This is a genomic window from Bacillus marinisedimentorum (genome assembly GCF_001644195.2).
GTDB lineage: Bacteria > Bacillota > Bacilli > Bacillales > Bacillaceae_O > Bacillus_BL > Bacillus_BL marinisedimentorum.
Window position 1 is genome coordinate 125,914 of the sequence record NZ_LWBL02000016.1, and the last position, 21,088, is coordinate 147,001.

General features: G+C 48.7%; 18 protein-coding genes. All 18 read left to right on the forward strand.

Features of this window, described 5'->3' with window-relative positions; all coding sequences use genetic code 11:
• The 18 genes from A4U59_RS05335 (at position 1) to A4U59_RS05420 (ending at position 21,077) form a co-directional block, all read left to right on the forward strand.
• Positions 1–1,101, forward strand: a complete 1,101-nt coding sequence (locus A4U59_RS05335) for an NADH-quinone oxidoreductase subunit D (RefSeq protein WP_066176202.1) — start codon at positions 1–3, stop codon at positions 1,099–1,101.
• The gene (nuoH, locus tag A4U59_RS05340) at positions 1,101–2,102 is read left to right on the forward strand and encodes an NADH-quinone oxidoreductase subunit NuoH (protein ID WP_425388876.1); all 1,002 of its coding nucleotides are present in this window, start codon (positions 1,101–1,103) and stop codon (positions 2,100–2,102) included. Before A4U59_RS05335 ends, nuoH begins: the two co-directional genes overlap by 1 nt.
• Before the next feature lie 44 nt (positions 2,103–2,146).
• Positions 2,147–2,566, forward strand: a complete 420-nt coding sequence (nuoI, locus tag A4U59_RS05345) for an NADH-quinone oxidoreductase subunit NuoI (RefSeq protein ID WP_066176207.1) — start codon at positions 2,147–2,149, stop codon at positions 2,564–2,566.
• Positions 2,563–3,078 (forward strand): NADH-quinone oxidoreductase subunit J, encoded by a 516-nt coding sequence (locus A4U59_RS05350; RefSeq protein ID WP_066176209.1) that lies wholly within the window; start codon positions 2,563–2,565, stop codon positions 3,076–3,078. The genes nuoI and A4U59_RS05350 overlap by 4 nt, the downstream gene beginning before the upstream one ends.
• On the forward strand, positions 3,075–3,389 hold the full coding sequence (gene nuoK / locus A4U59_RS05355; RefSeq protein WP_066176213.1) for an NADH-quinone oxidoreductase subunit NuoK: 315 nt from the start codon (positions 3,075–3,077) through the stop codon (positions 3,387–3,389). Before A4U59_RS05350 ends, nuoK begins: the two co-directional genes overlap by 4 nt.
• Positions 3,390–3,598: 209 nt before the next feature.
• Positions 3,599–5,467 carry an NADH-quinone oxidoreductase subunit L gene (nuoL, locus tag A4U59_RS05360; RefSeq protein WP_066176215.1) on the forward strand — a complete coding sequence of 623 codons (1,869 nt, stop codon included), beginning with the start codon at positions 3,599–3,601 and terminating at the stop codon, positions 5,465–5,467.
• Complete coding sequence (locus tag A4U59_RS05365) at positions 5,464–6,960, forward strand: complex I subunit 4 family protein (protein ID WP_066176217.1); 1,497 nt, start codon at positions 5,464–5,466, stop codon at positions 6,958–6,960. The genes nuoL and A4U59_RS05365 overlap by 4 nt, the downstream gene beginning before the upstream one ends.
• A 5-nt stretch (positions 6,961–6,965) precedes the next feature.
• Positions 6,966–8,480 carry an NADH-quinone oxidoreductase subunit NuoN gene (gene nuoN, locus A4U59_RS05370; RefSeq protein WP_066176218.1) on the forward strand — a complete coding sequence of 505 codons (1,515 nt, stop codon included), beginning with the start codon at positions 6,966–6,968 and terminating at the stop codon, positions 8,478–8,480.
• 611 nt (positions 8,481–9,091) lie between these two features.
• A complete protein-coding gene (locus tag A4U59_RS05375; protein ID WP_066176300.1) occupies positions 9,092–9,328 on the forward strand; it encodes a DUF1146 family protein in 237 nt (78 codons plus the stop codon).
• A gap of 266 nt (positions 9,329–9,594) precedes the next feature.
• On the forward strand, positions 9,595–10,347 hold the full coding sequence (locus A4U59_RS05380; RefSeq protein ID WP_070120163.1) for a YwmB family TATA-box binding protein: 753 nt from the start codon (positions 9,595–9,597) through the stop codon (positions 10,345–10,347).
• A 32-nt stretch (positions 10,348–10,379) separates the two neighbouring features.
• Positions 10,380–11,726 (forward strand): UDP-N-acetylglucosamine 1-carboxyvinyltransferase, encoded by a 1,347-nt coding sequence (gene murA, locus A4U59_RS05385; RefSeq protein ID WP_066176224.1) that lies wholly within the window; start codon positions 10,380–10,382, stop codon positions 11,724–11,726.
• Between the two features lie 1,029 nt (positions 11,727–12,755).
• Positions 12,756–13,778: a stage II sporulation protein D gene (spoIID, locus tag A4U59_RS05390; RefSeq protein ID WP_066176227.1), complete on the forward strand. Its 1,023-nt coding sequence runs from the start codon at positions 12,756–12,758 to the stop codon at positions 13,776–13,778.
• A gap of 590 nt (positions 13,779–14,368) precedes the next feature.
• Positions 14,369–15,295, forward strand: a complete 927-nt coding sequence (gene spoIIQ / locus A4U59_RS05395; protein ID WP_066176230.1) for a stage II sporulation protein SpoIIQ — start codon at positions 14,369–14,371, stop codon at positions 15,293–15,295.
• A gap of 222 nt (positions 15,296–15,517) precedes the next feature.
• Positions 15,518–16,282 carry a hypothetical protein gene (locus A4U59_RS05400; RefSeq protein WP_169823915.1) on the forward strand — a complete coding sequence of 255 codons (765 nt, stop codon included), beginning with the start codon at positions 15,518–15,520 and terminating at the stop codon, positions 16,280–16,282.
• Between the two features lie 374 nt (positions 16,283–16,656).
• Positions 16,657–17,106, forward strand: coding sequence for an Lrp/AsnC family transcriptional regulator (locus A4U59_RS05405; RefSeq protein WP_066176237.1), 450 nt, complete (start codon positions 16,657–16,659; stop codon positions 17,104–17,106).
• A gap of 382 nt (positions 17,107–17,488) precedes the next feature.
• Positions 17,489–19,051: an ABC transporter substrate-binding protein gene (locus tag A4U59_RS05410; RefSeq protein ID WP_066176242.1), complete on the forward strand. Its 1,563-nt coding sequence runs from the start codon at positions 17,489–17,491 to the stop codon at positions 19,049–19,051.
• Between the two features lie 158 nt (positions 19,052–19,209).
• Complete coding sequence (locus A4U59_RS05415) at positions 19,210–20,169, forward strand: ABC transporter permease (protein ID WP_066176245.1); 960 nt, start codon at positions 19,210–19,212, stop codon at positions 20,167–20,169.
• Between the two features lie 74 nt (positions 20,170–20,243).
• A complete protein-coding gene (locus tag A4U59_RS05420) occupies positions 20,244–21,077 on the forward strand; it encodes an ABC transporter permease (RefSeq protein ID WP_066176303.1) in 834 nt (277 codons plus the stop codon).
• Positions 21,078–21,088: the final 11 nt, after the last annotated feature.

Sequence of the window (21,088 nt, forward strand, 5' to 3'; positions counted from 1 at the left end):
ATGCTTCGAACAGAGGAAATGCTATTGAACGTAGGCCCGCAGCATCCAAGTACACACGGAGTTTTCCGGCTTGTCGTGAAAGTGGACGGGGAAACAATCAAGGAGGCTACACCTGTTATCGGCTACCTCCACCGCGGAACGGAAAAAATTGCGGAAAACCTGCAATATACACAAATCATTCCATATACAGACCGTATGGACTATCTCGCAGCAATGACAAACAACTATGTCCTTTGCCATGCTGTCGAAACGATGATGGGACTGGAAATTCCTGAACGGGCAGAGTATTTGCGCATACTGGCAATGGAGCTGGGGCGCGTAGCAAGCCATCTGGTCTGGTTTGGCACATATCTGCTTGATATCGGGGCTGTCAGTCCATTCTTATTTGCTTTCAGAGAACGTGAAATGATTATCAATTTATTAAATGAACTTTCCGGCGGACGGCTGACATTCAACTATATGAGAGTCGGCGGCGTAAAATGGGATGCTCCGGAAGGCTGGGTTAAGAAAGTAGAAGAATTCATCCCGTACATGCGTGAGCAGCTTGCCGGTTACCATGAACTCGTAACTGGAAACGAAATCTTCCTCAACAGGGTGAAAGGCGTCGGAAGGTATACAAAAGAAGATGCACTTGAGTATTCCCTGAGTGGAGCGAACCTGCGCTGTACCGGCGTGAAATGGGACCTCCGCAAAGATGAGCCTTATTCCATCTACGACCGTTTCGATTTCGACGTACCGGTCCAGGACGGAGGCGACGCATGGGCGCGTTACCAGGTGCGCATGGCCGAAATAGAAGAATCATTGAAAATCATTGAACAGGCTGTTGAACAGTTTCCGGAGGAAGGGCCAATCATGGCGAAAGTGCCGCGGATCATCAAAGCTCCGAAAGGCGAAGCATTTGTCCGCATCGAGTCGCCGCGCGGTGAAATCGGCTGTTACATTTACAGTGACGGCAAGAAAGAGCCGTATCGCTTAAAGTTCCGCCGTCCATCGTTTTATAACCTTCAGATTCTCCCGAAATTGCTGGAAGGGGAAAACATGGCGAATATGATTGCAATCCTTGGCGCCATTGATATTGTACTCGGGGAGGTCGATGGATAATGCAGGAACTGCTTACAAGCCAGCCCGGCTGGTCGAATTTTTTCATTTCCTTCGGGCTCGCCACTGCGTTTTTGTTCGGTATTCTTGCCTTTGTCATGTATGCCATTCTTGCAGAACGTAAAGTAATGGGTTACATGCAGGGCCGGCACGGCCCGAACCGGGTCGGCGGAAGATTCGGTCTGCTCCAGACCGCAGCTGACGTATTGAAGCTTCTTATAAAAGAAATTTCCATCCCGAAGCTTGCTGATAAACCGCTGTTCATCTTGGCTCCGATCATCGCGTTCGCACCGTCATTCATGGTGCTGGCGACGATGCCGTTCACGGATGCCTTTCAGTTTGCGGATATTGGGGTCGGCCTGCTTTACTACATTGCGATCTCAGGCATCACAACCGTTGGCGTTGTCGCCGGCGGCTGGGCATCGAACAACAAATATTCCCTCATGGGGGGAATGCGTGCGGCGGCCCAGATGATTTCCTATGAAATACCGCTTGTCATGTCTGTAATCGGAGTCATTTTGCTTGCAGGCACACTTAATTTGAATGACATTGTCGCCGCCCAGGAAAATTGGGCATTCATCATACTGCAGCCGGTCGGCTTTTTAGTCTTTTTTATCGCATCTGTTGCGGAGCTGAATAGGACACCGTTCGACTTGCCGGAAGCGGAATCTGAGCTGGTCGCAGGGTACCATGTCGAATACGGCGGTTTCCTGTTTGCATTTTTCATGCTGGCTGAATATGTATATTTATTCGGCACGGCGGCCCTGACAACGATTTTGTTCCTTGGGGGCTGGAATCCGATACCGGGGCTCGGCTTCATACCGGGTGCTGTCTGGTTTGCCCTTAAGCTTTCCCTGATCGTGTTCACAATGGTTTGGTTCAGGTCCACATTCCCGCGGATCAGGGCCGATCAGCTGATGGAATTCGGCTGGAAAGTGCTGCTGCCGGTTGCGCTTGCAAACATTTTCCTGACAGCGATTGTCAAAGAACTATTCAACCTGTAAAGAAAGCCGTATCTGTCGCATCAACATAAAAAGGGGTGAAAAACATGCTGGGATTGGCAAAAGGCTTAAAATATACCCTGAACGTTTTTACAAAAAAACAGCCGACTTATGAATATCCTGATGAGTCGCTGAAACTGCCGGACCGTTTTCGGGGCATTCAAAAGTTCTATCCGGAAAAATGCATTGTCTGCAACCAGTGTGCAAATATCTGCCCGACGGATTGTATCCAATTGACGGGCAAACCGCATCCGGATCCGGACAAAAAAGGAAAAATCATTGATACGTATGATATCAATTTTGAAATTTGCATCCTCTGCGATCTTTGTACAGAAGTCTGTCCGACAGAAGCGATTGTCATGACAAACAACTTCGAGCTTGCGGAGTTCAGCCGTGATGACCTTTTCAAAAACCTGGAATGGCTGGATGAGAACGACAATAATGTGCGAAAGGAGAATAAAGCGTGAATGCAGAATTAGTCATTTTCTTTATCCTTGCACTTATTGCCATTGGCGGCGGCGTGCTGATGATCAACCTGAACAAAGTCATTCATATGATGATTTCGCTCGTGTTCACTTTTCTCAGCATTGCCGGACTGTTCGTTCTCCTGTCAGCCGAGTTTGTAGCGGCCGTGCAGGTGCTCATTTATTCGGGCGCAATCACGATCATCATGATCTTTGGAATCATGCTCACGAAGCATAACGATGAAAACCGTTCAACTGTCGGGACTGTCCGGCTGATAACGGTGCTGGTTGGGGTCGCCGGTTTTTTCATTGCCGTCTATTTTGGCATCAACGACCTTGCGCTTGGTGAGCAGGCTGCCGATTTGCATGTGAACAACACGGAACAAATCGGGATTGCCCTTTATTCCAAGTACATCATTCCGTTTGAGCTGACGTCGGTCGTTTTGCTGGTCGCGTTGATTGGCGCCATCATTCTTGCCAAACAGGACAACGATGAGGAGGTAGATGAAAAATGAGCACCATTCCATTATCCGTTTACCTCGTTGTCGCCCTGATTTTATTTTCAATCGGCCTGTTTGGCGCATTGACAAAACGGAATACCGTCATTGTGCTCGTATCGATCGAACTGATGTTGAATGCTGTCAACCTTAATTTGGTCGCATTCAGCAAATATGGTGTGAATCCCGGCATTACCGGGCAGGTGTTTGCACTGTTCATGATTACGGTTGCTGCGGCAGAAGCGGCAGTCGGCCTGGCGATTTTGATTGCGCTGTACCGCAACCGCCAAACGGTGAACATTGATGAAATGAACATGATGAAGAAATAGAAACATACGTGTTATCAGGGGGGAGAGCGGTTTTGACTGGCAGTGGTGCCTGAAGATTCAATTCCCGCCTCTCGGTTTTCACATCACAGCCAGAATGGCCCGCATTCTGGGAAAAAGAAGGATTGCGCCTGGCCGGCTTTCTCCTGCAATCCAGGAGTTCAGCTGCCGGAGCGGGACCTGCATCCTTTTAAGAAGGGGATTGTGATACGATGATGGAATATGCTTGGCTTATACCGCTGTTTCCGCTGCTTTCTTTCATTTTCCTTCTCATTTTCGGACGGAACCTGAAAGAGGGAAGCGCCTATATCGGTATTGCGGCCACATTAGTTTCGCTGGTCATGTCGATAGTCGTGCTGGCGGAACGCTTGGATGCATCTACGTTTAAACAGACATTTACATGGTTATCGATCGGCGGTGCCGATCTGACGGCAGGCGTTGTAATCAACCAGCTGAATGCCTTAATGCTGCTGATTGTATCGCTGGTCAGCTTTTTGGTACATATGTACTCAAAAGGATATATGCATGATGATGACCGGTTCCCGGTGTTCTACGCATATCTCGGGCTCTTCACCTTCGCAATGCTTGCGCTGGTTATGTCACCGAGCCTCCTGCAGATGTATCTGTTCTGGGAGCTTGTCGGCCTGGGCTCGTTCCTGTTGATCGGTTTTTACTTTTATAAAGATGAAGCAAGGGCTGCCGCAAAAAAGGCGTTCATTATAACCCGTATCGGGGATGTCGGCTTTTTCATCGGCATGATACTCTTGTTCTGGCAAGTCGGCACGTTTGATATTGCTGCTATTTTCGAAGCTGTGGAAGCTGGCGAAATCGAAACGGGCATGATCACGCTGATCGCCATCTTGATCTTTATTGGGGCAGTCGGCAAATCAGGCCAGTTCCCGCTCCATACATGGCTTCCAGACGCGATGGAAGGCCCGACGCCTGTATCGGCTTTGATTCACGCCGCTACAATGGTTGCAGCAGGTGTATACCTCGTTGCTACGATGTTCCCGCTTTTCCATGCAAGTGAAACCGCCATGTCGGTGGTGGCGGTGACAGGTGCGTTCACGGCAATCTTCGCCGCATCGATCGGTCTTGTCCAAAAAGATATCAAGCGGGTTCTCGCTTATTCGACAGTCAGTCAGCTCGGCTATATGATGCTTGCACTTGGTGCAGCAGGCTATGCTGCAGGGGTTTTCCACCTTATGACGCACGCCTTTTTCAAAGCGCTGCTGTTCCTGGCGGCCGGGAGTGTCATACATGCTGTGCATACACAGAACATCGATGAAATGGGCGGTCTCTGGAAAAAACTGAAGCTGACCGCACCGCTGTTTTTGATCGGTACATTGGCCATCAGCGGATTCCCGCTGTTCTCCGGATTCTTCAGTAAAGAAGAAATTCTGGTTGCTGTTTGGGCCGATGAGCGTTATTTCTTATTCTGGATTGCTGTGATTGCAGCGTTTTTCACCGCTTTCTATATGTTCCGCCTGTTCTTCATGGTCTTTACAGGCGAACCGCGCGGCGAACAAAAAGAGGTGCATGAATCACCTGGCTTTATGACATTCCCGATGATTATTCTTGGCATTCTTGCTGTCGTTGCCGGTTTTGTGAACACACCGTGGTTCGGCACATTCCTTGGCGATTGGCTGCTTGAAGGGAATGCGGCACTCGGTGAAGGCCACCATGAAGCACCGGGCTGGATTATGATTGTGGCAACGCTGGTGTCGTTTGCCGGCATTTTCCTGGCATGGCTCATGTACGGCAAGCGTTCGCTTGACCGTGAGCGGGTGCGAAGCACATCACCGGCACTTTACTCAATCTTATTCAACAAGTATTATATGGACGAAATTTACGATAATACCGTAGTCCGCGGAACGAATGCCATCAGTATTTTCCTGAAATACATCGATGAATTTCTCGTGGAAGGCATCGTCGCCGCTACAGCTGCTGCCACACGCGGCATCGGCCGCATCGGTTCGAAGATGCAGAGCGGACAGGTGCAAATGTATACATCCGTCGCCTTTATCGGACTGGCCGCACTGGTCGTCATCCTGGCGCTGACAGGGGGGTATTTCAAATGATTGATTCATACTTGCTTTCGTTATTGATATTCTCCCCGCTGGCAGGCGTCATCGCCCTGGCGTTCGTCCCGGCCACCCAGGAAAAGACGCTGAAACTTGTCGGCTTCCTTGGGACATTGCTGCCGCTGATATTATCACTGGTCGCTTACAGCATGTTTGATTTCAATGCAAAGATCAGTCAGTTCATAGAATCCTACAAATGGATCTCATTCGGGGATCCGGCGATCATGAACGGCAGTTCCTTTGACATCAACTATGAGCTGGGCGTAAATGGCCTGTCACTCGTACTTATTTTGCTTACAACCATTGTCGCAAGCCTGGCAGCGGTTGCTTCCATTCACATCAAACGCGAATGGAAAGGGTATTTCATGCTGTTCTTGCTGCTTGAAATCGGCATGCTCGGCGTATTTGCCGCCGAAAACCTGCTGCTGTTCTTCGTCTTCTTTGAAGTCACCCTCATTCCGATGTTCTTCCTGATCGGAAAATGGGGCTACTCAGAAAAAGAGCGGGCTGCATACAGCTTCTTGATCTACAACGGCATCGGTTCCGCCATCATGCTCATTGTCTTTGCCGCCCTGTTTGTAAGAACGGGTACGTTGAACATCGATGAGCTTGGCCAGGTGGTCGGCATGCTGTCGCCTGAGTTCAGGTATGGTGCACTCATTGCACTCCTGTTCGCATTCGGCATCAAGCTTCCGATCGTGCCGCTGCACAGCTGGATGCTGCGCGTCCACGTCGAAGCGCCGCCATCCATCGTTATGATCCACTCCGGAATCTTGCTGAAAATCGGGGCTTACGGCTTGATTCGCTTCGGTCTCGGACTGTTTCCGGCCGAGTTTGCGGATATTGCGCCGGTTCTGGCAGTGCTCGGTGTCATCAACTTGCTTTACGGTGCGTTCCTGGCATTCATCCAGGAAGATTTCAAAATGGTGCTTGCTTACTCATCTATTTCCCACATGGGCATCGTATTAATCGGCCTTGCCGCATTGAATGAGGCAGGAATTCAGGGAGCAATTTTCCAGGTGATTTCACACGGATTGATTTCAGCACTCCTGTTCTTCCTTGTTTCGGTTTTTTACGAGCGGGTCGGCACAACATCGATCGTCCATCTTGGCGGACTTGCAAAAGCGATGCCGCTCGCAGCAGGGTTCTTGCTCGCAGGTGCGATGGCTTCCCTCGGCTTGCCGGGGATGAGCGGATTTGTCAGTGAGTTCATGGCCTTTCTCGGCCTGTTCGATGTCATGCCGGAACTTGCAGCAGTCGGTGCAATCGGCATCATCCTGACAGCCGCCTATCTGCTGCGCGCTGTGTTGAGTATTTCATTCGGGGCGATGCGCCCTCAATTCGAACGGGCATACGATATCCGCCCGATTGAAATGGTTCCCGTACTCGTCCTGCTGGGATTCATTATCCTGATCGGCGTCTATCCGAATATACTTGTCAATTCACTGCAGCTGACGCTTGAAACCATCATGGTAGGGATAGGGGGGTAACCGATATGGATTTAGAGACTTTATTAAGCTATGAATGGGGAATCATGGCGCCGGAATTCATCATTCTCGGCGTCGCAACTCTCCTGTCACTTATCGATTTGTTCATGGGAAAAAACCAGAGCCGGAAAATCCTGGCCTGGATCGGCATTGCGGGAATCATTGCGGCAATCGGCTTTGTCATTGCCCAGCTTGATACGCCGGTGACGCAAATCCTTGCCGATACGTATCGTCTCGATTCGTTTTCAAAAGTGTTCAAGCTGATTTTGCTTGCCGGAGCTGGGTTGGTGCTGGTGATGTCGCTCAACTATGACCCGGAAGACAGCCGGGAATTCCGCGGCGAATACATCTACTTGATTCTGACCGGTCTTCTTGGCGCGATGATGATGGCATCAAGTGCGGATTTGATCACGCTGTTTGTCGGCCTTGAATTGTTGTCCATTTCGTCTTACATTCTGGCCGGCATCCGCAGAAAACGGCATCATTCAAATGAAGCGGCGATGAAATACGTCATCAACGGCGGCATTTCAACAGCCATCTTCATGTTCGGGATAAGCTATGTATTCGGCCTCACCGGCACAACGAACTTGTATGTAATCGGCCAGACGCTGCAGAGCCTTGCTGATGCTGACCAATTGTACCTGATGGGCATCGCCTTTTTCATGGTATTTGTCGGACTCAGTTTTAAAATTGCATCCGCACCGTTTCACATGTGGGCACCGGATGTATACCAGGGCTCGCCGACTCCGATTACGGCTTTCCTGAGTGTCGTTTCCAAGACAGCCGGATTCGTAATCCTGATGAGAATCGTCATTCTCGTCTTCCTGTTCACACCGGCGACAACGATGAACAGCTCACTGCTTCTATCCGTCCAGGCTTATATCGCAGTGCTTGCTGCCATTACGATGATTGTTGGAAACACTGTTGCACTGAGGCAGAAAAACGTCAAGCGGCTGTTCGCGTACTCAAGCATCGCGCATGCCGGATACTTGCTCGTAGCCTTCACCGCGTTTTCACCGGCACTGCTGTTCAGCAACATGTGGTTTTACCTGGTTGCATACTTGCTGATGAACCTTGGGGCATTTGCGATCATCCAGACCGTGACAGAGCGGTCCGGAACAGAGGACATCAGCGGCTTTGCCGGTTTATATCGCAGGTCGCCTGTTACAGCAATCTTGATGGGGATTCTTCTGCTGTCCCTTGCAGGCATCCCGGGAACAGCCGGATTCATGGCGAAGTTCAACATCTTCCTTGGCGCGCTGTCTTCCCAGCCGGCACAGTACGTGCTGGCAGGCATCATGATCGCGACGACAGTCGTCTCGTATTTTTACTATTTCGGCTTGATGGCGCAAATGTTCATGCGTCCTGCCCGTGACTACAGCAAAGTGAAAATGCCGGCCGGCGTTCTTGCGGTTGTTGTCGTCACAGTCGCAGGAACACTGCTGTTCGGCGTCCTGCCGGGAGTTGCACTCGACTTTTTCCATAACAATTTCAACTTCCTGGAGTTCTTCGGCCAGGCGTAACCCGGAAAAAGGCTGTACTGACCGGTTTGTAAGGAACTTAAGGAAGGGGCTGCATGATGCGGCCTCTTCTTTTCTGTTTAAGGCCACGAACTGAATCGGTAAATTGATAATAAAAACCCGAAAATCACACACCGGGGTTATTTGAAAAAGTTTGACCGTTACCGTCGATATAAGGAGGAAGCGAATTTTTTGCACTCCTCCGGAAAAAACGGATAGTGAGGTTTCCTGGAAAGCCCTGTCAGTCTGAATGAACAAAATGAGATTTTACAAATTGACAACAGGGTAAATTACCTATAGTTACCAATTTAGTAAGCGGGACAATTTCCCTGACACAGTGATAAAATAAGGTTTTCGGCTTGAGAACCAGCCTTTTCTGTCCGGTTTTTAGGATGAAAACATGTCTTTTTTTCAAAAAAAGACATAAATCGGTTTGCCGTTATGCTGGTTTCCTGGTTTTGGAAGTGTTTACATGGGATAAAAACGGGGAAGCGGCATAATTACAAGCCGTAAAATGGGTCTCTTGGCTGTGTTTTTTAACATGAAAAGGATACATAATAGGGTTTGTGTGCAACAGGCTATATTAAATGTATCCCATGAAAGGAATGGTTTACATGATGCAACAGTTCGGTCAATTTTCCGCAATCGGCTTGGTTTCACACATCGTATTTCTTACCATTACCTGGTATGCGCTGCAGGCGCTTCGGATTGATGTACTGATCAGGCCGGGAAAGGAAATGCAGGCGAAGGTGCTGTTAATTTTGCTCACGATCGCCATCGGATCACTGGTAAGCAATTTTTTCCTTGATTACTTGCAGTGGTCACAAAACCTGCGTTTCATGTTCGGTTGACGACCTGTTTCAGAACGGAAAAGGACTAGGAAAAAAAGTTTTTGCATAGTGTTTTAAAAGAGTGGAAAGCGGGCATATAACATTTGGAATTATTGTTTCTACTGACCTTATTTGTGAATGTTTAGCAATGTTGCCATTTATGTGTTCCGTTTCCCAGCAGCTCATCGTATCCCTACAGGGAAGCTGTCGTAAACTGACGACAAATTCCACGTATGTCTCTTTTTATCCGGGAAAAAATGAAGGATAAGGAGAGGGAGTGTACGGGGATGGAAAAAATCGTGTTGAGCGTTCTTGTTCTTTTCAATGTTTACTTTGCTTCAGTTAATGGGAAGGGTCTAATAGATGAACATCAAGCGCTTGAATCGATACCCGAGATGGTCGATGCGGTAAGAGAGAATGGGCATACCCTTGAGGAATGGTCCATATACACCCGCGAAACGATCGACGGTATCCGCTCATTTCAGGACTTCGAGGAAGAGTTGAATCGCTTCAAAACCGCTACCGGCTTCAAGAACTGGCAACTTGAGAGAACGGCAGACGGCTGGAAGGCTTTCGGAGCTTCAACAGACGCCGCAAAAGTCAATGAGCGCATCACATTTATACAGTCAACCCCCCTAAACGGAAAGCCGCATGCGTATGTTATTTACGAAGCAAGCGGGAAATACTGGAAAGAATATGAATGGCAAAACAACTGGTCAACGAGAATCATGTCAAATATCGACAACATATTTCTAGAAACTTCCACAATTTTCTCTTGTGTTAGAGCTCGCACAAGTGGTATGATGGAAAGTGTTTTGTACAACCATGCAAACAAATTACTTGACGAATTTGAAGCAAAAGAAATCGAGCGTCTGGATGAAGAGCATTTCGTATCGGTTTCCGCATATACGCAAGAGTGGGAACAGGTCATTCCAGCTAAAGAAGGCTCGATGAATTTGCAGGTCGCAATAAGAACTTTACCAGATGAAAACACGACTGAAGTTGTAATTGGAACACCAATCATTACTTCTGAATATTAATAATAGAGAATATGGACGCGGAGGGGAAAACCTTGGAAAAAATCATCGTCCGCGGCGGAAAGCGGCTGCAAGGCTCAGTACCGATTGAAGGAGCCAAAAATGCAGTTCTGCCTGTTATTGCCGCAACAATTTTAGCTAGAAGAGGAAGAAGCACAATTACTAACGTGCCCACTCTTGCTGATGTATATACGATCAATGAAGTGCTGCGCTATATGAATGCAGATGTACACTTTGAAAACAATAAAGTCATCGTAAATGCGACACGGTCTTTAAAAACGGAAGCCCCGTTTGAATATGTGAGAAAAATGCGCGCTTCTGTACTTGTGATGGGACCGCTTTTGGCCCGCTCAGGCCATGCCCGTATCGCATTGCCGGGCGGATGTGCCATTGGCTCACGCCCGATTGATCAGCATTTGAAAGGCTTCGAAGCCATGGGCGCCGAAGTGAAAGTCGGAAATGGATTCATTGAAGCACACGTGCCGAACAACCAACTGAAAGGCGCGAAAATTTATCTTGATTTCCCGAGTGTTGGTGCGACTGAAAACATCATGATGGCAGCTGTCCTGGCAAAAGGCACGACTGTCATTGACAACGTAGCAAAAGAACCTGAAATTGTTGACCTGGCGAACTTCCTAAATGCGATGGGAGCGAAAGTTGTAGGTGCCGGAACCGGCACAATCCGCATTGAAGGGGTCGATTCCCTTGAAGGCGTGGAGCACAGCATCATCCCTGACCGCATCGAAGCTGGCACGTTCATGGTCGCAGCAGCCATCACAGGCGGAGACGTATTCCTTGAAAACGTCGTGCCAGAGCATTGCAGCGCCCTTATGGCCAAAATGGAAGAAATGGGCGTCACCTTTGAAGAGCAGGGCAGCGGACTTCGCGTGATCGGGCCTGAAAAGCTGAAACCGGTCGACCTGAAGACAATGCCTCACCCTGGCTTCCCGACTGACATGCAGTCCCAGATGATGGCTTTGCTCATGAAAGCTGGAGGAACAAGCGTCATCACTGAAACCGTATTTGAAAACCGCTTCATGCACGTGGAAGAATTCCGCCGCATGAACGGAAACATCAAAATCGAAGGCCGTTCCGCCATCGTTAGTGGACCAGTTGAACTTCAAGGTGCTGAAGTCGCTGCAACCGACCTTCGTGCAGGTGCAGCGCTCGTACTAGCCGGGCTTGTCGCTGAAGGCCATACCCGCGTGACCGAACTGAAGCATATCGACCGCGGCTACGTGAACTTCACCAACAAACTTGCCGCTCTTGGCGCAGACATTTTCCGCGTCAATGAAGCAGATGAAGTGATCGAAGGCAAAAATGCGGAAAAGAACACAGACGACGATTCAAACGTAATTAATATCCGTCCGAATCTTGCTTAAGTGAGATGGGATAATTCGTTTTGATATGACTGGAACCGCAGACTCTCTGGAGTTTGCGGTTTTTTTGTGTGTTCATTTAAGCGTTGTGGATAAAAAGCCAGAAGAGAATCGTCCAGCTCCAGGCGCCAGCGGCTATCGTCATAAGCGGTGATCCCCTCCGGAAGGAAAGAGCACCTCCCTGCGGGAACCCCCGCTTATGCGCACGCCGCTAAGCGGTCGCCTTGCGCTTTTGTTGTTTAGGACGGTTGTTTTTGAGGAATTGGGGGGCGGTTGTTTGGATTGCGGGCCGGCAGTCTGGGTGGTCTTCGGAAACTGGCGGGCAGCGGGAAGGCAGGCCGGGAGTTGATGTGTAAAGCAAGCCGGAAATTGGCGATTACACAGAGGGGGCGGGGTGATGCCCCGTGGCAGCGTGATGTCCGTTTGGCGTGAAAAAACCTCTGTACGGAGTGAAAGCAGTTGAACGGCGTGAAAAGGGTCGCTTTCCGCGTGAAAACAGCTTGCTTCGGCTTGAAACATAGGCCTGCCCGCGTGAAACCCCCGCGTTATGGCGTGAAAGGAGCCGCTCGCACAGTGGCTGGATCCACATTCAGCCGGAAATGATCGGTTAAATGCCGTATTCAACCCCACTCCCGGCTGCAACCCTCCAGAATGTAAGCAAAACATGACCATTTCCTGCTAAAAAGGCAATTCACCTTCAAAATCATTCAGTCTTAACCAGCCAAAGTATCCCCGCCATACCATTCCGGCACCTGCCTCCAGCAAGGGACAAATATCCACCATTCACTACTGTATCCTATGAAGCACCCGCCCGCATATGCTCCCTGTAAAGGAAACGTAACATGAAGTAACCGAAGTGTAATGGTACATGAGTGCCTGGCAATTGCCTCGCAATTGCCAGGCAACAATTCCTCCCGAAAATCTCCCCGCATACCTGAAGTTTGTATAATCTGACAGGTTTACCGTTCTAAATGCTTGTCCTTGTCCATAGAATTTAGTAAACAGAACGATTCATATTGGAGGATCAAGGGCATGCATAATATTAAACCGGTGTTATGGGTTGCGGCAATTTTAACGGCACTTGTACTATTGATTCCTACACTTCTCGTGGTTCCTTTTTCGGGTAAAGAAAAGGCTGATGTACCGGAAAAGGAAGCTGCTCCCCGCACTGAAACGAAAGGGGAAATTGTCCAGGACTCACCTGTCGACATTCCGGTATATCGGAGTACGGCAAAGAAAGTAGAAAATGTGCCGATTGAGGAATATGTAAATGGTGTTGTGGCAGCAGAAATGCCTTCAGAATTTGAAATGGAAGCTTTGAAAGCACAGGCGCTCACGGCAAGAACATATATTTACAAGCAACTGATGAGTGAAGGGAAAGTCAGTGTTCCGGAGGGTGCAGCCGTGACGGATACTGTCATGCACCAGGTATACAAAAGTCCGGACGAATTGCAAAAAGCATGGGGAAGCGACTTTGAAAAGAAAATGGAGAAAATCAAACAGGCAGTCAAGTCGACAGAAGGCCAAATTTTGACATACGAGGGCCAGCCGATCACCGCTTCTTTTTTCTCCACAAGCAACGGCTTCACCGAGAATTCTGAAGATTACTGGGCCAATCCGTTTCCGTACTTACGCAGTGTTCCAAGCCCGTGGGACAAAAATTCGCCTAAATATATAAGTGAGCAGGCCATGACGGTTTCCGAGTTTGAAAGCAAGCTGGGTGTCAATCTCCCGCCAGGATCTGTCGGCACGATCATCGGCCGCACGGAAGGACAGCGCGTAGCAGCGGTTGAAATCAATGGCAAAAAGTTCAACGGCCGCGACATCCGCAACAAACTTAACCTGAAATCGACAGACTTCACCTGGAAACGGAAAGACGACACGATCGTCATCACGACAAGAGGATATGGCCACGGCGTCGGAATGAGCCAGTATGGTGCAAACGGCATGGCCGGAGAAGGAAAATCATATGAAGACATTGTCAAACATTATTACAAAGGCGTATCCATAACAAAAGCTGAACCGTTCGTTGAGAAACTGACGGCGAAAAAATAAGCCAGGAAGGCGCACTGCTGTGACGGTGCGCTTTTTATTGCCGTATAGGAAAGGAAAAATTATCAGAAAGGAAGTGTTTCGCCGCAGCGGCACCTCCGCCTCTGTATTCTGCTCAAGACTCGCCAGTCTTTTATCGAAAATTTATGGAGAATCTCAAGCAGATGGAAGTTTCATGTTACCATATAGGATATATATACATAAGCAGGGGGGCTGCAGCACCGATGGTAATCATGAGTATACTCTTTCCTTTGTTGTATTTAGCCGTTATCGTTTTTGGTTTTTATACAGTCATTACGATCTTAAAGTCACTAAAGGAGCGAAATGTGATTCTGAGTGAAATCCGTGATGAGCTGCGTAAGAATAACGGCAAGCTATAGGTGAATATATCGCTCTAAAAATACCGCCAGTTCGGTATTTTTTTCTTTTGCCCTGAGTGTGTTCCTAATGCAACCCGGGCACTAAGAATAACTTTTTCCAGCAGCCATGCATATTTAAAACGGCTTTGTCGAAAGATAAGTGGAAAAAAATTTTTGCGGAAATGTATATAATTCTCATAATCTGCTCAGAATGGTTGCTGAGGTGATGATTGAATGAGAGAGGAAGAAAAACAATTTTCTCAAAAATCCAAATGGCAACAGCTTCTACGCAAGAAATGGTTTTACCCGGCTGTTTACATCGCAAGTGCTGCGATCATTTTAACAGCGGTTCTCTGGTACCAGGGTGCCAGTAACCAGGAAGTCCAGCCGGAAGCACCGGGCCAAACAGAGTCCGATGGTGTTGCATATTACAAGAATGAAGATGTTGTTCCAGTCAATTTGTCTGAAGAAACTGTCAAGATGCCTGTTTTAGAAGAGGAAAAAGTCAAAATCACAAAACAATTCTATGATGCGGCTGCCCCTCAAGAAGAGCAGGAAAACGCCCTAGTATTCTACAATAATACGTACAGGCAGAGCACAGGGATTGACATTGCAGCTGAAAGCGGCGAAGCATTTGATGTTGTAGCGGCAATCAGTGGAACTGTCGTAAAGGTTGAAAATGATTCACTGCTTGGAAATGTTGTGGAAGTTGAGCATGAAGACGGTGTGACGACCCATTACCAGAGCCTTGAGGATGTAGCTGTTGAAACAGGTGCCTTCGTTTCCCAGGGCGAGCTGATCGGTAAGGCCGGCCGCAATGTGTATAACAAAGAAGCCGGTATTCACGCACACTTTGAAGTCCGTAAAGACGGCGAACCGGTAAATCCGGAAGATGTGTTCAATAAACCGTTGTCTGCTGTACTTGACGAAATGAAGCAAGAACAGGAAGAAAAGAAAGCGTCTGAAGAGCCTGGTGAAGCGGCAGATGCTGAAGAAACACCAGCTGCTGAAGAAGATAGCCAGGAAGACGGAGCATCTGATGAGTCTGAACAGGCTCCTGAAGATGGAAGCGGTGACGAAGAAGACGGCGGCTCCGAAAGTGAAGATGGAGACAAGTCTGAAGAAACACCTGGAGCATCCGTCGGAATGGCAAGAGCTTAAAGCGGAGCCGGTAGTTTAACCCGGATGCCCGCAGCAACTGGCATTAACGTTCAATCTCTAGCTTTTGATATGCGAAATACTTTCCCCTTTGAAAAATAGTATTTACCCCGGATAGTCCATCCGGGGTATTTTTTTGTTGAGCTGTTGTATTGGGAAATGGAAAGAATTATAGTAATGAAGGGCTAAAAGGAAAAATTTTTCTGTGTATGTGTAACCTTCCGGATGGCTTTAGCGTCTAACAAAGTGAAAGAGGTGACAGAGATGAAAAAATTGTTGATGAGTTTATTTGCAGTCATGCTGCTGTTGGGTGCTGCTGCCTGCGGAACAGCTGAAGAAGATTCAGCGAATGAGGACAGCGGATCCGTCAATACACAATCATCTGATGAGGCAGCAGAAGAAACGGCGACAGAGACAGAAGGTGAAGGAACAGAAGAAGAACCGGTTTCAGAAGAAAATGGTGCAGCAGAAGAGGAACAGGATGGCATAAACGGTGAAGGTGCGGCAGCTCTGCCTGAAGAAAAGGAAATCGAAGTTAAGGGAGAAGCTCCGGAAACGAAGACCGCCAAGCTGCAGCAAAGCGATTTAGGCTATTATATGTATGTTCTTGACGGCTATTCCCTTGAAGCGGAGGAGCCGAATAAAGATGTGCTTCTAAGTCAAAAAGATGATAGTTTCTTCGTCCGCATCGAGCCTGTGCCGGCAGAAGCCAATATGGATGATGTGAAAACGAATGCGAAAATGGGGCTTGAAGCAGTTGGAGAAGTGCAAGAGTACTCTGCGGCTGACATTCATGATGAATACTTCAAGGATGCCGAATATTATATGGTTGCAGAAGACGCTGATGTCAATGTAACCGCACTTGCCAAAGAAATTGACGGGCAAATGTTCAAGTTCACTATGTTCACTCCGAAAAAAGAAACGGCAGAAGCCATCACTCCGGGATTCTGGGCGATGATGCAGAACATTGTAGTGCCGGAAGTTAAATAAAAGTTGAGCCGCTGCAGGGATGCAGCGGTTTTTTTAGTGCCTGGCAATTGCTTCGCAATTGCCAGGCAACTTTCTTTATCAAGAACAAAATCCCATTAGTAAATATAGACTATTAAGAAAATTTAGTATATAATGCGAATCATATTATCAGATGCGACTTTGCAGAAGGGGTTGGGGTCATTACGTTTTGCAGGGAAAATAGGGGAAAACGAAACAAAGCGGAATTAAAACAGGGCCGGACCGCTGGCGATTTTGCCAGAACGGAATGCAGCAGTCAGCTTTTCTTTATAAATCGCTGCCAGCGAATATGCCGGAAGGTCAGCGGTCAGGAGGATTGATCGATCAACTAAGATGAACAGGGCAGGTGTTTTACGATGAAGATCGATGATACAGACAGAAAAATATTGAATCTGCTGAGTGAAAACGGCCGGATGTCGTATGTGGACATCGGGAAGGAACTCAACCTGTCGCGCGTATCGGTGCGCGAACGGGTGAATCAGCTGGCGCGGGGCGGCATCATTGAAAAGTTCAGTGTTGTGATCGATTCCGAAAAGGTCGGGAAGAAGGTCTCCGCTTTTTTTGAAGTCGACTGCGAACCGTGTGCACTTGTAACGGTAGCGGAAAATCTAGCGAGCAATCCGAATGTGGCAAGCTGTTACCAGATGACAGGGCCCAGCACCCTCCATATGCACGTCCTTGTCGATGATTTTATGTCGCTCGAGAACTTTGTGAATAATGAACTGTATGCGCTAGATGGAATCACAAGAGTGGAAAGCCATATCCTGCTCAGGCGCTTCAAAAGCCGGTCCGGGTTGAAACTATAGCAGTCAATCGAAAGAATTCATTTCTTTCGATTTTTTTTGTGCTTTTTTAGTAGTGTATCTGATCCGAGCAAAAATCCCTTAAAAACTTGTCTCTTTCGAAAAAAAATTTTCCCTTTTTAACCATATACCGTAAACCCGCACCACTGCGCCGTTTCACCCCTAAAACGCTTTAAAGAATGTAAGCGTTTTATTTAAATATTCTAAATTTTTTACACAAAACTGTAGATTTTCAGAAAATTATGTTTTATAATTCAAAACAATCTTATCGAAAAGAAGTCAAACAATACAAAAACATTTCTTTTCGGAACAAAAAGGCAGAAAAAAATACTTTTTTGTAAAAATCATACCAGGTTTTTTCTGTACTAGCAGGAGGGGGAAGAAAATGAGAAAAGCAGGATGGTTTGGGACAATCGGATTTCTGCTCGTATTCCTGTTTGTGGCAACCGGGTGTTCCGGGGAGCAGGCAGCGACAGAAAAGGAAAGCGGTGAAGAACCGGTAACGGCAGGGGCCAAAGCGGATAAGACGACACTTGTCGCCGGCCTTGATGATGACCCGCCGCAGCTTGACCCGCATTTTTCAACAGCCGCAGTTGACCGCCAGGTGTATCACAGCATCTATGACAAACTGGTCGATGTTGATGACCAATTGAACTTTGTGCCGCAACTTGCTGAGAAGTGGGACATATCGGAAGACGGCAAAACGTATACACTTCATCTCCAAAAGGGAGTTACATTCCATGACGGAACACCATTCAACGCCGAAGCGGTCAAATTCAACTTTGACCGGATGATGGATCCCGATGCAGGATCAAGCCGGACATCCGAGCTGAGCCCGGTCGAATCCGTAACGGCAGTTGATGAGCATACCGTTGAAATAAAACTGAAGGAAGCATTCAGCCCATTCCTCGCCGTATTGAGCGACAGGGCCGGAATGATGGTCTCTCCTACAGCTGTCGAAGAAAAAGGGGAGGACTTCAAAAACTCACCGGTTGGAACAGGTCCTTTCAAATTCGTTGAACGTGTCAAACAGGATAAAATCGTCGTTGAAAAGAACGCCGACTACTGGGGCGGCGAACCGAATTTCGAAAAAATCATTTACCGCCCGTACAGTGATGAAAACGTCCGCGTAACAAACCTGGTTTCAGGTGACGTGGACATCATCAACAAAGTTCCGCCGAAAGATGTTGAGAAACTTGAAAAGGATCCGAACATCACCCTTTCCGAAAAAGGCGCTCTCGGTTTCCAGGGACTTTACTTGAATAACAAGAGCGAACCATTCAGCAACCAGAAACTGCGTAATGCGCTTGACCTTGTCATTGACCGCGAAGCGATTGTAAAAGTTGCCCTTCGCGACACAGCCGTCACATCAGGCGGGCCGATCGCACCTGGCACATGGGCATTTGACGAGTCCATCAAGCCGAAGGACCGCGACATCGAACAGGCGAAGAAGCTTATGGCTGAAGCGGGCCATCCGGACGGATTCTCCTTCACGCTGAAAATCACAGCCAAGCCGGTTGAAGAGCAGCTGGCCCAGATGATCCAGTCAATGGCTGGAGAGGCCGGCATCAAAGTTGAGGTTGAAAAAGTCGAGTTCGGCACAATGCTCGACCAGATGGATAACTTCGAATTTGACGCTGTCCGCCTCGGCTGGAGCGGACGCACCGATCCGGACGGCAACATTCATGCACTGTATCACAGCACAGGCTACATCAACTACGGTTACAGCAACCCTGAGATGGATAAGCTCCTGGAAGATGCCCGTACAGAGACTGACCAGGAAAAGCGGAAAGAGCTTTATACGAAAGCGCAGCAGCTTGGACAGGAAGAGTCACCGTTCATCTTCATCTACCATGAAAAAGACTACAAAGGGTTTAAGAACTATTTGCAAGGTTACCCGCACATCCCGGATACGATGATGCGATTCCACGAAGTATCATTTAAATGATCGAATGGATACCCAGGGCCTGGAGCATTTGCTTCCGGCCCGCTTTGTTACTTTAGGCTGCAAGACTTGGCAGCAAGGAAAACAGCGGTGCTGCAGCTCGGAGGCAGCATACCGTTCCTCTCATCAAGACGGAGACTTTTTACAGGAGGGTTGGGAAAATGGGGGCATTTTTACTAAGAAGGCTTGGCTTAATGTTTGTCATCTTATTTCTTGTCAGTATCATCATCTTTTCGCTTGTCCATATCACACCGGGGGATCCGGCGGTCATCATGCTCGGCCAGGAAGCTACCCCTGAAGCGCTTGAAGCCCTTCGCAATAAATTGGGCTTGAACGATCCGCTTTACATTCAGTACTGGAGCTGGATTTCGGGCGTAGTCGTCGGGGATTTCGGGTATTCGCTCAAAGATAACACCCCGGTCTTATCGATCATCGCGCAAAAAATCCCGGTGACGGTCCAGCTGACGATTCTTTCCTTTATTATCGCACTATTGATTGCGATTCCAGCTGGTGTTATATCAGCTACCAAAAAAGGAACGTTCTGGGACTATCTTGGCACGACATTCGCCCTTTCAGGCGTATCAATCCCGCCGTTCTTTCTCGGGATTTTGCTCATTTTCATCTTTGCCATAAGCTTCGGCCTGCTGCCGCCTTCCGGCTATGTGGCGCCGTGGGTCGATTTCAAGAAAAGCATCATGCTGATGATTTTGCCGGCCCTGACCGTCGGTGTCAGGCTGTCGGCTGAAATTACGAGGATGCTGCGCTCGAGCATGCTTGAAGTATTGCAGGCTGACTATATCCGCACAGCATATGCAAAAGGCTTGATGGGCAAAACGGTCATCATCGGCCACGCCCTTAGAAACAGCTTGATTCCAGTCGTAACAGTGAGCGGACTGCAGCTTGCGACTTTCCTTGGCGGCGCTGTCATCACCGAAACGATTTTTGCAGTGCCGGGTCTTGGCAGGCTCGTCATTGACGCGATTTTGACGCGGGACTTCCCGGTCGTGCAAGGGGCCGTCATGTTCATGGCAGTCGCGGTTATTGTCGTTAACTTCGTCGTCGACGTGTTATATTCCGTGCTTGATCCGCGCATCAAGCTGACAGGAGGGAAGGCGGCATGAGTGCTGTAGAAGTAAAAACAGAACAACCACCGGTTCAGCCGCCTGTCACAAAAGGCGAAAATCCCAAAAAACGGATGTTGAAAGAAATTGCAGGCCGGTTTATGAAAAACAAACTGGCGGTTGCGGGCGGATTTTTCATCCTGCTGCTCATTTTCATGGCAATCTTTGCACCGGTCGTTGCCCCGCAGGACCCGAGTGAGCAAAGCTATGCAGACTTCTTAACCGAGCCGACTGCCGACCACTGGTTCGGCACCGATGAACTCGGCCGCGATGTGTTGAGCAGGGTCATCTACGGAGCCCGCGTTTCTCTCCAGGCCGGCATGATTTCCGTAGGCATCGCCCTTGCCGTCGGGGTGCCGATCGGATTGTTTTCCGGCTACTACCGCGGCGTGCTTGATGAATTCATCGTGATGCGTTTTACCGATGCATTGCTTTCCTTCCCGCCGCTCGTTCTTGCGCTTTCAATGGCGGCGGTTCTCGGCGCCGGGCTGCAGAATGCGATGATCGCAATCGGAATCGTGTTTACCCCGAACATCATCCGCCTGATGCGGGCCGAAGTATTGAGCCAGCGGGAACGGGAATACGTCATGGCAGCAAAGGCGTCAGGGCTGAGTGACCGGAAAATCATTTTCCTTCATATCTTTCCGAATTGCCTGCCGCCGATTCTCGTTCAGGCGACACTCGCTGTTGCCGGCGCCATTATTGCCGAAGCGTCACTGAGTTATCTTGGCCTCGGCACCCAGCCGCCGACACCGAGCTGGGGCGCCATGCTGTCGATGGGACAGGGATACCTGGCGGATGCGCCATGGATCGCTTTATTCCCGGGCATCTTTATTTTCATCACAGTCCTATCCATCAATCTCTTCGGCGATGGGCTCCGTGACGCGCTTGACCCGAAAATGAAATAAGGGGGACCGGC